This window comes from Citrobacter sp. wls619 (assembly GCF_005281345.1).
Taxonomy (GTDB): Bacteria; Pseudomonadota; Gammaproteobacteria; order Enterobacterales; family Enterobacteriaceae; genus Citrobacter.
Genome location: NZ_SZXJ01000042.1, coordinates 73,050 through 85,448, shown reverse-complemented (window position 1 = coordinate 85,448; position 12,399 = coordinate 73,050). Strand labels below are relative to the sequence as shown.

At 50.5% G+C, this 12,399-nt stretch carries 14 protein-coding genes; 8 read left to right on the top strand and 6 right to left on the bottom strand.

What is annotated here, in order from left to right; genetic code table 11:
• The first annotated feature begins 78 nt into the window (after nucleotides 1–78).
• Nucleotides 79–633 (top strand): recombinase family protein, encoded by a 555-nt coding sequence (locus tag FDX19_RS08535; RefSeq protein ID WP_137382388.1) that lies wholly within the window; start codon nucleotides 79–81, stop codon nucleotides 631–633.
• 49 nt (nucleotides 634–682) lie between these two features.
• Here the strand turns inward: FDX19_RS08535 and FDX19_RS08530 are convergent, their stop codons facing one another.
• Complete coding sequence (locus FDX19_RS08530) at nucleotides 683–949, bottom strand: DinI family protein (protein WP_137382387.1); 267 nt, start codon at nucleotides 947–949, stop codon at nucleotides 683–685.
• 602 nt (nucleotides 950–1,551) lie between these two features.
• On the opposite strand from FDX19_RS08530, the gene phsA reads away from it, so the two are divergent.
• From phsA to FDX19_RS08495, 7 genes are all read left to right on the top strand, one after another.
• Complete coding sequence (gene phsA / locus FDX19_RS08525) at nucleotides 1,552–3,825, top strand: thiosulfate reductase PhsA (protein WP_137382386.1); 2,274 nt, start codon at nucleotides 1,552–1,554, stop codon at nucleotides 3,823–3,825.
• Between the two features lie 14 nt (nucleotides 3,826–3,839).
• On the top strand, nucleotides 3,840–4,418 hold the full coding sequence (gene phsB, locus FDX19_RS08520) for a thiosulfate reductase electron transport protein PhsB (RefSeq protein ID WP_137382385.1): 579 nt from the start codon (nucleotides 3,840–3,842) through the stop codon (nucleotides 4,416–4,418).
• The gene (gene phsC / locus FDX19_RS08515; RefSeq protein ID WP_137382384.1) at nucleotides 4,415–5,182 is read left to right on the top strand and encodes a thiosulfate reductase cytochrome B subunit; all 768 of its coding nucleotides are present in this window, start codon (nucleotides 4,415–4,417) and stop codon (nucleotides 5,180–5,182) included. Before phsB ends, phsC begins: the two co-directional genes overlap by 4 nt.
• A gap of 151 nt (nucleotides 5,183–5,333) precedes the next feature.
• Nucleotides 5,334–6,506 (top strand): serine-type D-Ala-D-Ala carboxypeptidase DacD, encoded by a 1,173-nt coding sequence (dacD, locus tag FDX19_RS08510; protein WP_137382383.1) that lies wholly within the window; start codon nucleotides 5,334–5,336, stop codon nucleotides 6,504–6,506.
• A 124-nt stretch (nucleotides 6,507–6,630) separates the two neighbouring features.
• Nucleotides 6,631–7,098 carry a DNA gyrase inhibitor SbmC gene (gene sbmC, locus FDX19_RS08505; protein WP_005128054.1) on the top strand — a complete coding sequence of 156 codons (468 nt, stop codon included), beginning with the start codon at nucleotides 6,631–6,633 and terminating at the stop codon, nucleotides 7,096–7,098.
• A 107-nt stretch (nucleotides 7,099–7,205) separates the two neighbouring features.
• A complete protein-coding gene (locus tag FDX19_RS08500) occupies nucleotides 7,206–8,264 on the top strand; it encodes an FUSC family protein (protein WP_137382382.1) in 1,059 nt (352 codons plus the stop codon).
• A 238-nt stretch (nucleotides 8,265–8,502) separates the two neighbouring features.
• Nucleotides 8,503–8,838, top strand: coding sequence for a DUF496 family protein (locus tag FDX19_RS08495; RefSeq protein WP_005128046.1), 336 nt, complete (start codon nucleotides 8,503–8,505; stop codon nucleotides 8,836–8,838).
• Nucleotides 8,839–8,878: 40 nt separating this feature from the next.
• On the opposite strand, the gene FDX19_RS08490 is transcribed toward FDX19_RS08495, so the two are convergent.
• From FDX19_RS08490 to pduT, 5 genes are all read right to left on the bottom strand, one after another.
• Nucleotides 8,879–9,745: an L-threonine kinase gene (locus FDX19_RS08490; RefSeq protein WP_137382381.1), complete on the bottom strand. Its 867-nt coding sequence runs from the start codon at nucleotides 9,743–9,745 to the stop codon at nucleotides 8,879–8,881.
• A gap of 92 nt (nucleotides 9,746–9,837) precedes the next feature.
• On the bottom strand, nucleotides 9,838–11,052 hold the full coding sequence (locus tag FDX19_RS08485) for an acetate/propionate family kinase (protein ID WP_137382380.1): 1,215 nt from the start codon (nucleotides 11,050–11,052) through the stop codon (nucleotides 9,838–9,840).
• Nucleotides 11,037–11,489, bottom strand: a complete 453-nt coding sequence (gene pduV / locus FDX19_RS08480) for a propanediol utilization protein PduV (protein ID WP_137382379.1) — start codon at nucleotides 11,487–11,489, stop codon at nucleotides 11,037–11,039. The genes FDX19_RS08485 and pduV overlap by 16 nt, the downstream gene beginning before the upstream one ends.
• 4 nt (nucleotides 11,490–11,493) lie before the next feature.
• Entirely contained in the window at nucleotides 11,494–11,844 is a 351-nt protein-coding gene (gene pduU, locus FDX19_RS08475) for a propanediol utilization microcompartment protein PduU (protein ID WP_048212006.1), read from the bottom strand.
• Nucleotides 11,844–12,398, bottom strand: a complete 555-nt coding sequence (gene pduT, locus FDX19_RS08470) for a propanediol utilization microcompartment protein PduT (protein WP_040231922.1) — start codon at nucleotides 12,396–12,398, stop codon at nucleotides 11,844–11,846. Before pduT ends, pduU begins: the two co-directional genes overlap by 1 nt.
• Nucleotide 12,399: the final 1 nt, after the last annotated feature.

Here is a 12,399-nt window from a genome sequence, read left to right as displayed (position 1 = left end):
CTCCCAAACCAACGTTTTAAATAATGATCATTTATCGCTCAGGTGGCATGCTTCCGGCCTTTTGGAGGAAGGAAACTCATGCTTATTGGCTACGTGAGGGTGTCAACTAATGACCAGAACACTGCACTTCAGCGAAACGCGCTCGAGTGTGCAGGATGTGAGCTGATTTTCGAAGATAAGATCAGCGGTAAGGTGTCCGACAGACCAGGGTTAAAAAAGGTGCTCCGGACACTATCGGAAGGCGATACGCTGGTGGTGTGGAAACTGGATCGGCTCGGGCGAAGCATGCGACATCTTGTTGGGTTAGTGGAGGAACTGCGGGAGAAAGGTGTTAACTTCCGGAGCCTGACGGATAGCATCGATACGAGTACGCCTATGGGGCGGTTCTTCTTTCATGTAATGGGCGCATTGGCCGAAATGGAAAGGGAGCTTATTGTGGAGCGCACCCGGGCGGGTTTAGAGGCTGCGCGCGCGGAAGGTCGCATTGGTGGCCGTAGGCCAAAACTAACGGATGAGCAGTGGGCGCAGGCAGGGAGACTAATCTCTGCTGGGGAAACGCGTCAGCGTGTAGCAATAATTTACGATGTAGGAGTGTCAACACTATACCGAAAATTCCCTGTAGGCAGGGCTTAGACATGATGCAGGCCGCCGGTAAAGATTAATGCTGGCAGCCAGCACAACTTTAGAGCCCAACCTGGCGAACTGTCGGGAACTCAGACACCAGCCACATATCGGCCTCTTCAAACATATCCTCCAGCATGCGGTTCAGCTTTTCCCGATCGCTTTTGCTGGCATCGCTATTCAAGGCGTTCGCCTGCATCGGTTTCACCTTCACTTCGGCATCAGGGAAAATATGGTGCACCCGCTTCGTCAGTTCAGCCAAGATGATCTCTCTGGCACCAGCTAAACCTTCAACATTTCTCTTGTCGTATATCAATTCAACAAACATAACTGAATCCCTTAAATACTGTAATTACATACAGTATTATGCGAAAGGTGGCAGCCAGTCAAATTAAAAGCATAGAGGTTTGAGTACAGTTTTTAGTACATACTTTGAATGAAACGGGATTGAATCCGACTAAAATCAATTGCTTGGGGAATTATTCTCGTAATCGTGGAAGAGGAAACCAGGTTGCTGCTTGCCGTCATTCATTGTTCAGTTATGTCCGGGATCAATTTAGCGCTTATCTAAGAATACCAAAAAATAGCGCGGTAATCAGCAACGGGATTATCAATGCTCGGCGGTGGCCGCAATAAAATTGCGGTGAACGTGATTAAAATAAAATGAATTAATAGATTTGGAGTTTTAAAGATATTTCATGAAATAAGAAGGCGTTATCTTCTGAGTTTATAAATAAGCTAACTGAGAACCATTATTGTTATTTTTACGTTTGTCGGCGCATTCTGGAAACTTTAAAACTCTTTTATAAACAATGGGGTTTTATTCTTGCCAGTTAACGGAGTTTCATTGTAATGAAATGTGAGTAAGGTTAAAAATTAATAATTTAAAGGCCATATAATCATTGGATATATCTAATAACAGGAGGTTATATGAGCATTAGTCGGCGTAATTTTTTGCGGGGCGTGGGTATTGGCTGCTCGGCCTGTGCAATAGGCAGTTTCCCACCTGGCGCACTGGCGCGAAATTCGCCAGAGAGTATTAAAGGGAAAACATCCCTGACGCCAAGTCTGTGTGAAATGTGTTCCTTTCGCTGTCCAATTCAGGTTCAGGTGATTAATAATAAAACAGTTTTTATCCAGGGAAACCCTAATGCCCCTCAGCAAGGCACGCGCGTTTGTGCTCGCGGGGGCAGCGGTGTTAGCCTGGTAAACGACCCGCACCGGATTGTGAAACCGATGAAACGCACCGGGCCGCGTGGCAGTGGCGAATGGCAGGTCATTAGCTGGCAACAGGCGTATCAAGAAATTGCCGAAAAGATGACGGCAATAAAAAATCAATACGGGCCGCAGGGCGTTGTCTTCTCCTCTAAATCCGGTTCGCTTTCGGGCCATTTATTTCATTTGGCGACGGCTTTTGGCTCACCAAATACCTTCACGCACGCTTCAACTTGTCCAGCAGGTAAAGCCATTGCCGCCAAAGTAATGATGGGTGGGGATTTAGCAATGGATATCGCCAATACCCGCTACATGGTCTCTTTTGGACATAACCTCTATGAAGGAATTGAGGTTGCCGATACTCATGAACTGATGACCGCACAAGAGAAGGGCGCGAAGATGGTCAGCTTCGACCCCCGGCTGTCGGTATTTTCCAGCAAGGCGGATGAATGGCATGCGATTAAACCAGGGGGAGACTTACCGGTGCTGATGGCGATGTGCCACGTCATGATTACTGAAAAATTGTATGACGTGGGATTCGTTGAACGCTATACAACAGGTTTCGACCAACTGGCAGAGGCGGTACAAGAGGCCACGCCAGAATGGGCACAAAAGTTGGCCGACGTACCTGCGGATGTCATTACCCGGGTGACTCGCGAAATGGCGGCCTGCGCCCCCCATGCGATTGTCAGCCCCGGTCACCGTGCGACTTTTTCGCAGGAAGAGATTGACATGCGGCGCATGATTTTCACCCTCAACGTGCTGCTGGGAAATATTGAGCGCGAAGGCGGCATGTACCAGAAAAAAGCCGCTGCAACCTACAATAAGCTGGCGGGAGAGAAGGTGGCTCCGGTGCTGGCGAAACCGGATGCTAAACTCCCTAAGCCAACGGCGCAGCGTATTGACCTGGTCGCGCCGCAATTCAAATACATCGCTGCGGGCGGCGGGGTGGTGCAGAGCATTATCGATGCTGTGTTAAACCAGACGCCTTATCCGGTAAAAGGATGGATTATGTCCCGGCATAATCCTTTTCAAACTGTGACCTGTCGGCCGGATCTGGTCAAAACCGTTGAGCAGTTGGATCTGGTGGTGAGCTGCGATGTCTATTTAAGTGAAAGCGCGGCCTATGCCGATTACCTGTTACCTGAATGCACCTATCTCGAACGCGATGAAGAAGTCTCTGATATGTCGGGGCTGAATCCGGCCTATGCGCTGCGCCAGCAGGTCGTTGAGCCTATCGGTGATGCGCGCCCAAGCTGGCAAATCTGGAAAGAACTGGGCGAGCAACTGGGTCTTGGGCAGTACTATCCGTGGCAAGATATGCAGGTACGCCAGCTGTATCAGCTCAATGGTGATCATGCGTTATCTGCTGAACTGCGCCAGAAAGGGTATCGGGAGTGGGGCGTACCGCTGTTACTCCGTGAGCCTGAATCGGTACGCCAGTTTACTGCGCAGTATCCGGGAGCAGTGGCCGTTGACAATGACGGCACGTATGGCGAACAACTGCGCTTCAAATCCCCATCCGGAAAAATCGAACTTTATTCCGCAGAACTGGAAACACTCCTGCCGGGCTATGGTATTCCGCGCGCACGCAATTTTGCGCTCAAGGCCGACAATGAACTCTATTTCATTCAAGGCAAAGTCGCAGTTCACACCAATGGCGCGACGCAATATGTCCCATTGCTCAGCGAGCTGATGTGGGATAACGCGGTGTGGATCCACCCGAAAACGGCTGGAGAAAAAGGGATTAAAAGCGGTGATGACATCTGGCTGGAAAATGCAACCGGTAAGGAGAAAGGCAAAGCGTTGGTCACTGCCGGTATTCGACCCGATACGCTGTTCGTCTATATGGGATTCGGCGCCAAGGCAGGCGCAAAAACTGCGGCGACAACGCATGGGATCCACTGTGGAAACTTGCTTCCACATGTGACCAGTCCGGTATCCGGCACGGTGGTCCACACCGCTGGCGTTACGCTTCGTCGGGCATGAGAAAGGAGAACATCATGAATCAGTCAACAAATCCGTATGTCATGCTGCATGACGAGAAACGCTGTATTGGTTGTCAGGCGTGCACGGTTGCCTGCAAAGTTTTGAATGACGTGCCAGAAGGTTTTAGCCGGCTGCAGGTGCAGATCCGCTCACCGGAAAACGAACCTGAGGTGCTGTCTCACTTCCAGTTTGTCCGCGTCTCCTGCCAGCACTGCGAAGATGCGCCTTGTGTCAGCGTCTGTCCGACTGGCGCTTCGTTTCGGGACGAAAACGGCATTGTGCAGGTGGACAAGTCCCGCTGTATTGGCTGTGATTATTGTGTTGCCGCCTGTCCGTTCCATGTGCGCTACCTGAACCCACAAACAGGAATTGCAGATAAATGTAACTTTTGTGCAGACACCCGTCTGGACGCTGGACAATCGCCTGCCTGTGTTTCCGTATGCCCTACGGATGCGCTGAAGTTTGGTCGCCGTGATGACCCTGAAATTCAGCACTGGATTCATCAAAAAGAGGTTTACCGTCAGCAGGATACGCGTAGCGGTGCGGTGAGTATTTTCCGGCGTAAAGAGATTCATCAGGAGGGAAAAGTATGAATTCTATCTGGGGAGCAGAGCTTCACTATGCGCCAGACTACTGGCCGCTGTGGCTCATTTATGCAGGCGTAGTCATTCTGTTGATGATTGCCGGTCTGGTGGTACATGCGCTGCTGCGTCGAATGCTGGCACCCAAAACGGCAGCCGGTGAAGAGCACCGTGACTATCTTTACTCATTGGCTGTCCGCCGTTGGCACTGGGGAAATGCGCTGCTTTTTATCCTGCTTCTGCTCAGCGGTTTGTTCGGCCATTTTTCTATCGGACCGGTAGCGCTGATGGTGCAGGTGCACACCTGGTGTGGATTCGCATTACTGGCTTTCTGGATTGGCTTCGTCATGATCAATGCCACCAGCGGCAACGGTTGCCACTATCGTGTGCAATTCAGCGGGTTGATAAAGCGCTGCCTGCTACAAACGCGTTTTTATCTGTATGGGATAATGAAAGGTGAGGCACATCCGTTTGCGGCAACAGCGGAGAATAAATTTAACCCCCTGCAACAGTTAGCCTATCTGGCCATCATGTATGCGTTGGTTCCGCTGTTAATCATTACCGGGTTGCTCTGTCTTTACCCGCAGATTATAGGCGCCGGGCCGGTGGTACTGGTGCTGCATATGGTGTTGGCGATTGTTGGCATTCTGTTCATTTGCGCACATATTTACCTGTGCACATTGGGTGATACGCCGGGGCAAATCTTTCGCAGCATGATTGACGGCTATCACCGTCATCGCAGCCATCATGCAGAAACAGCATCACATAAAGGCTAATCCTGCGCGGATTTTGCAGGGGAAGCCCGTCTGACATTCTTTCTTTAATAGCAAGAAAATGTGCCTTATGTCACATTTTCTTGCAATTTATCCATGTTTGTTCGGCAGAACTTCCGTAAAAAGAACGGCTATTTCTCCTGGTTATGAGGACATGCTGTTGAAACGCCGTTTGTTTATTGCCGCTTCGCTATTCGCGATAAGTTTTTCGTCCGCTTATGCGACTGATGTCGCCAGTTTTGCACCCCGGCCTCCCGCCATTAATGCTGGCGCGTGGGTGCTTATGGACTACACCACGGGCCAAATTCTGACTGCCGGTAATGAACACCAGCAACGCAACCCCGCCAGCCTGACCAAGTTAATGACCGGCTATGTTGTCGATCGTGCGATTGATAGCCATCGCATTAGCCCAACGGATATCGTCACTGTCGGGCGTGACGCATGGGCGAAAGATAATCCGGTGTTTGTCGGCTCATCATTAATGTTCCTGAAAGAAGGCGATCGCGTTTCGGTACGTGATTTAAGTCGCGGCTTGATTGTTGATTCCGGCAATGACGCATGCGTCGCGCTGGCTGATTACATCGCGGGTGGACAGCCACAGTTTGTTGCGATGATGAACAGTTACGTTGAGAAGCTGAAGCTTAAAGATACACATTTCGAAACGGTGCATGGGCTGGACGCGCCAGGCCAGCATAGCTCGGCCTACGATCTGGCCGTGTTGTCCCGGGCGATTATTCACGGGGAACCTGAGTTCTACCACATGTACAGTGAGAAGAGTCTTACCTGGAACGGTATCACGCAGCAAAACCGTAACGGACTGCTGTGGGATAAAACGATGAACATTGATGGCCTGAAGACCGGGCACACATCCGGGGCAGGATTTAACCTGATCGCCTCCGCCGTTGACGGACAGCGTCGCTTGATTGCCGTGGTCATGGGCGCCGAGAGCGCGAAAGGACGCGAGGATCAGGCACGCAAACTGCTGCAGTGGGGGCAACAAAATTTTGATACGGTGCAGGTTTTGCGTAGCGGTAAGCAAGTCGGCGTCGAACGAATCTGGTATGGCGATAAAGAAAACATTAGCCTCGGCACCGAGCAGGATTTCTGGATGGCGCTACCTAAGGCTGAAGTCCAGAATATCAAAGCAAAATATGTTCTTGATAAGAAAGAACTGGTAGCGCCTATTGCCGCGCATCAACGCGTGGGGGAAATTGAACTCTATGACAGGGATAAGCTGGTGGCGCATTGGCCACTGGTCACCCTGGAATCGGTCAGTAAAGGCGGCGTATTTTCGCGTCTGAGCGATTACTTCCACCATAAGGTGTAATTTTTCACCCATGCTACTGACTGGCAAGAGTGCGAAACTGCTCACATAATAATCACTATTTCCTTGTGGCCGTAATATACAAAAATTACACTGTATATAAATACAGTGTAATAACGGAGGTTATATGGAGTACGAGATAAAGCAGGTCGATAAACGCAGGATTGCCGGTTTTCATATGGTTGGACCGTGGGAGCAAACGGTAAAGCAGGGTTTTGAGCAGTTAGTCATGTGGGTGGATGACAAGCAGATAGTGCCGCTGGAATGGATCGCCGTTTATTACGACAACCCGGATGTTGTGCCTGCTGACAAACTGCGCTGCGATACTGTGGTTTCCGTCGCAGAGAATTTCGAGATCCCAGAGAACAGCGAAGGAGTGATACTGACTGAACTGGCCGGTGGTGAGTATGCTATTGCTGTTGCTCGTGTTGAAAATCATGACTTTGCGACGCCATGGTATCAATTTTTTAATCTTCTGTTGCAGGACGCAACATACCAGATAGCAGCCAAACCCTGTTTTGAGATTTATATGAATAATGGCATGGAAGACGGTTACTGGGACATCGAAATGTATGTGCCAGTACAGCCGAAGTAGCTGTTTTTTGCGTAAATCAGGGTGAAAGTCCTGCTGATAACGGTGATGTTTTCACTAAAAAAGCAGGTACAATTCTGTTCTTTGCTATTCCCTGACGGAGTGGATGAGTGCGTGCCGATAAGTCGCTGAGTCCTTTTGAAATTCGTTTGTATCGTCATTATCGCGTGGTGCACGGTATTCGCATTGCGCTGGCGTTTCTTCTTACTTTTCTGTTGGTTCGCCTGCTGGATATTCCTGAAGGTACGTGGCCTCTGATCACGCTGGTGGTGATTATGGGGCCCATTTCATTCTGGGGTAACGTCGTCCCAAGAGCGCTTGAACGCATTGGCGGGACGATTCTGGGCTCAGTACTTGGGCTGGTTGCTCTGCGTCTCGAACTCCTGTCACTTCCGCTTATGCTGATATGGTGCGCAGTAGCGATGTTTCTCTGCGGCTGGCTGGCATTAGGTAAAAAACCCTATCAGGCGTTGCTGATTGGCATAACGCTTGCCGTCGTCGTCGGGGCTCCCGCGGGTGACATGAATACAGCGTTGTGGCGCGGTGGCGACGTGATTCTGGGATCGTTACTGGCGATGCTGTTTACCGGTATCTGGCCGCAGCGGGCATTTATTCACTGGCGTATTCAACTGGCGCATTGTGTCACGGGGTATAACCGGGTGTATCAGGCTGCGTTGTCACCTAACTTGCTCGAACAGCCCCGACTGGAGAAGCATTTACAACAACTACTGAGTGACGTTGTCAAAATGCGTGGACTAATTGTTCCTGCCAGTAAAGAGACCCACATCCAAAAATCAATCTTTGAAGCTATTCAGACGGTTAACCGCAATCTGGTGTGCATGCTTGAGCTGCAGATCAACGCGCTGTGGGCGACGCGTACCAGCCACTTTGTGATGCTGAACGCGCATACCCTGCGTGAAACTCAGCTCAGAACGCAACAGGCGCTACTGACGATCACTCATGCGCTATATGAAGGTAATCCACAGCCGATACTCGCCAATACGGAAAAACTCAATGACACCGTGGAAGAGTTGCGCCAACTCATCGCTGAGCATAAGGGCGATAATGTTGCTGAAACACCTATTCACGGCTATGTCTGGTTGAATATGGAGATGGCGCGGCAGCTGGAATTGCTCTCACATTTAATTTGTCGCGCGCTGCGCAAATAAAGAGCAGATGAGGGGATTGGTTCTACTGCTGCTTCGATTCAGCAAAGATTAAGGGTATGATATTGAAAAAGGCTAAAACCATTGGTAACTACAATGGCTTTACCCTCGATAATTCAGGTTTCAGCCAGGCATTATCAATGCAGATGCAACTTGAAGTATGGCGGGCATGAAAGTAATGTTGACCCACTTTAGCCGTTGTTTTAACGAATCCGAATCTCACATTATCAGGGGTGTAAAAATGGAAACTACCAAGCCTTCTTTCCAGGACGTGCTGGAATTTGTTCGTCTGTTCCGTCGTAAAAACAAACTGCAACGTGAAATCCAGGACGTTGAGAAAAAGATCCGTGACAACCAGAAACGCGTCCTGTTGCTGGACAACCTGAGCGACTACATCAAGCCGGGCATGAGCGTTGATGCTATCCAGGGTATCATCGCCAGCATGAAAAGCGACTATGAAGATCGTGTAGATGATTACATCATCAAAAATGCAGAGATCTCTAAAGAACGTCGTGATATCTCTAAAAAGCTGAAAGCCATGGGTGAAGTGAAAAACGGCGAAGCGAAAGCAGAGTAACGTTTTATGGCAGTAGGGGGGCGCTGCTAAGCGGCGGTCCCTACTGTAGTTTTACCCCGCCTGTAACCATCCGCAGTAAATGCTGCTCAGGCCAGTGAGTTGTCAGTTTTTTCTGTGCCAGCATCCATTTGATGTAATCAACATCATGACGTTTTCTGTCCAGCATCAGACCCACCACGCTGCCGCTGTGCGCAACGTTCACCCCGTATAAATCACATTCTTCTACCAGCGCCAATAGCGAATCGAAATCTGGTTTTGGCAACAACATTTGGCTGGCGATTGCGCTAAGTGTGGCAGCCTCTCCCATCCGATAGGGATTTTGGCTAATACAGGCTTCCTGTACTTTTTCCCATGCGCGTTTAAGCGCGGGAGCGCCGGCCTGTAGTCCGGACTGGCGCGGAATGCGGTGATAATCTGCGGTACGTAGTGTTTCCGGGCTTTCCAGAACCAACAGGTCAAGCTGGGGCTGCGCTTCACAGGGAATTTGCGTAGAGGCGTCGTTATGATCGAAAAGGGTTAACTGATGGAAAACAGTGCTGTCGGTAGGTTCAAGAGAAACGCAAAGCTGCGCCAGAGTAGGTTCATCTAGCTGATGACCCAGAAAATGAGCGGTGGCTAGCGCGGTGGCGGCAATATCCGCGGTGCTACTGGCCATTCCTTTCGCAATGGGAATCGTTGACTGGATATCTATTCGAATACCCTGACTGATATGCGCCGGGTAGTGCCAGTGCTGCAATAACCGGTCAACCATCGCTCGCGAAAGTGGGCGTTCATCCACTCGTGGTGAACCTGAACTGACCTCGACGGTGCTATACCATTCAACCGGGCAGGAGACCAGTTTCTCACTGCCCAGAATCCAGCCCTGGATAAGTTCTCCGCACGATGCGGGACATTGCGCAACAGCCACGTCTTCACCTTTGTGATCAGCAATCCTCGGCGCATAGTGTCATGGCGATCGCGCTATTACCATGATTTGCCGCAATTTGCGGTGCAGCAGGATTAAGCAGGAATGCCCAATGTCACAGTTTCTGATATCGCTATACGCATAACATCCTGCGCGATCATCAACTCTTCATTGGTATTTATAACGGCCACTTTGACCAGCGCAGTTTCAGTTTGAATGAAGGTTGCGTTGCGCCGATTTTTTTCATCATCAACAGCCAGACCTAAGAAATTCAGATTGTGGCAAATCGCAGCGCGTGCTCGGGCTGAGTTTTCACCAATCCCACCCGTAAATACCAAAGCATCCAGACCGCCCATCTGCATAATATAACTGCCTATAGTGGCGCGAATTCGTTCTGCAAACAGCGTAAGTGCGAGAGCAGCCTGTGAGTTGCCTTCGTCTGCGGCGCGTTCAACGTCACGATAGTCTGATGAGATACCGGAAACCCCAAGTAATCCCGATTCATTGTTGAGGAGTTGGTTAAGTTGCTGCGGTGTTTTGCCTTCGCGCAGGGCAATCCACGGCAAAATAGACGGATCAATATCTCCGCTGCGTGTACCCATCATCACGCCTGACTGTGGTGTAAAGCCCATCGAGGTATTCACCGATTTTCCGCCCTTGATGGCACAGATGCTGCTGCCATTACCAAGATGACAGCATACGACGCGCAGTGCGCTGAGCGGGACGCCCAGCTTTTCAGCCAACGCGGTACTGACGTATTTGTGGCTGGTACCATGAAAACCGTAACGCCGAATTCCCAGCTCTGAGTAATAGCGCCAGGGCAGAGGATAAACAAAAGAAGGCTCCGTCAGCGTCTGATGAAAAGCAGTGTCAAAAACTGCGACGGCGGGTGCCTCGGGTAATAACTGACGAAAAACTGCGATCCCCAGTGCATTAACCGGGTTATGCAGTGGCGCCAGTTCTGCAAGACGCTCGATTTCGGCCAGTGTTTCATCGTTGACGAGGGCGGAGTCTTTAAAGGACTCACCACCATGTGCGACGCGATGACCGACGCCATCGATCTCTTCCAGACTCTTGATGATGTTCAGGCTAAGCAGTTTTTCCAGTAACAGCGTTACTGCTTCACGGTGATCGGCAACGGGTAACGTCTCCTGCCATTTCTGTACGGGTGTTTTAAGCGTGACCTGCGCGTCAGACATCCCGATACGTTCAATCAGCCCCTGGCAGATCATTTCACCCTGCGGCATCGCCAGTAACTGAAACTTAAGTGAAGAGCTACCCGCGTTTATGGCCATTATTTTGTGAGACATGACGGTTCCTTTGCATTCAGAAAAATGAACATCTCATCGACCCCGGTATTCTCCAGCGCGCTGGTGATAAACACGTTCTGCGCTCCTGCCTGCACCAACCAGCTTTCTACGAGTGAAATTCTCTGGGGGTTAGCTAAATCGGCTTTGGTAACGAGGCCGATAACAGGTCTGTTCATTGGGCCAGTAAAGCCGGGGGAAAAAGGTGACCATGGGGCGTCGGCATTCAGTACCAGAGCGATAATGTCGGCTTCACAGGCGCTGGCCAGCAACGCACTGTACAAGCAGCGGTTCTCAAGATATTCACCCGGCGTGTCTATTGTCGTTGGCGACCAGATAATCGCCTGAGTTTTCTGGTAATGAAGTGCTTCTCCACGCAGACATTGTGTGAGTGATGTTTTACCGCACTGGCTGGGGCCAATTAGCATGATGCGTTTCATGTGGTTACGTCCGGGTAATAGGACACGCAGTAAAACGCATCATTTCGCCAAGCGTTCTGGTTACCTGTTTCAGCGCGTACTCAACGGCTGAAACATCACCCGTCAGTACGACTGCGCCGGTAAAACGATCGAGAAAACCAATCTCTACTGCACCAGATTTCGTGGCAATATCACAGGCGATAATCGAGGCTTCACTGGGCGTAATGGTTAAAATACCAATGGCCGAGACAGAATCCTGCAACCCCAGTTTTTTGAATAAATCCTTACCTGGATTAGCAATAAGGTGCGCCAGCGTGACCTGCTTGCCGGGTACGTATTCCTGGATCATGCGATCCGTCGGCGGTTGTCTGTCCATTATCCCTCCACTATTTGCCGCCACATGCTTTCATGCGGGCGTGGTATGACGGAGCGATAAACCAGCAGACCTTTTTCCCCGGCGCTTTCGCTGGCGACGGTCACGGCGTTATTGACATCGGAAACATCGCCCGCGACAACCATGTAGCATTTACCACCAATACCGAATGCCATATGCACCCGTACCAGCGTGACATTGGACGCTTTAACAGCACGATCGGCGGCACAGATACAAGCTGCTACGCTCCAGGTTTCAACAATCCCGACGGCCTGATGCTTATCCACGCTGTTAAGTCCGCTAATTGCCGGGAGAACGCTGGCATGAATGTTTGGGAGCACCAGACTGTCGACGAGCATATCGCCTGCAAGGGACGTCCCCGTTGCAATGGCCTGCTGCACTGCACCTACGTCACCCCCGAGCATCAGTAAAAACTTTCCAGGGCAGATGGTTTTACTGACCAGCAAATTCACATTCGCGCTTTTTAGCATCGCATCACCGGCTTCCATCCCTTTGGCGATGCTGGTGAGTTCTAAAATCCCTATAGCCTGAGACATG

Coding starts and splice junctions, on each gene's coding strand:
- FDX19_RS08535 (WP_137382388.1), top strand. CDS start 79: ATGCTTATTGGCTACGTGAGGGTGTCAACTAATGACCAGAACACTGCA.
- FDX19_RS08530 (WP_137382387.1), bottom strand. CDS start 949: ATGTTTGTTGAATTGATATACGACAAGAGAAATGTTGAAGGTTTAGCT.
- phsA (WP_137382386.1), top strand. CDS start 1,552: ATGAGCATTAGTCGGCGTAATTTTTTGCGGGGCGTGGGTATTGGCTGC.
- phsB (WP_137382385.1), top strand. CDS start 3,840: ATGAATCAGTCAACAAATCCGTATGTCATGCTGCATGACGAGAAACGC.
- phsC (WP_137382384.1), top strand. CDS start 4,415: ATGAATTCTATCTGGGGAGCAGAGCTTCACTATGCGCCAGACTACTGG.
- dacD (WP_137382383.1), top strand. CDS start 5,334: ATGCTGTTGAAACGCCGTTTGTTTATTGCCGCTTCGCTATTCGCGATA.
- sbmC (WP_005128054.1), top strand. CDS start 6,631: ATGGAGTACGAGATAAAGCAGGTCGATAAACGCAGGATTGCCGGTTTT.
- FDX19_RS08495 (WP_005128046.1), top strand. CDS start 8,503: ATGGAAACTACCAAGCCTTCTTTCCAGGACGTGCTGGAATTTGTTCGT.
- FDX19_RS08485 (WP_137382380.1), bottom strand. CDS start 11,052: ATGTCTCACAAAATAATGGCCATAAACGCGGGTAGCTCTTCACTTAAG.
- pduV (WP_137382379.1), bottom strand. CDS start 11,489: ATGAAACGCATCATGCTAATTGGCCCCAGCCAGTGCGGTAAAACATCA.
- pduU (WP_048212006.1), bottom strand. CDS start 11,844: ATGGACAGACAACCGCCGACGGATCGCATGATCCAGGAATACGTACCC.
- pduT (WP_040231922.1), bottom strand. CDS start 12,398: ATGTCTCAGGCTATAGGGATTTTAGAACTCACCAGCATCGCCAAAGGG.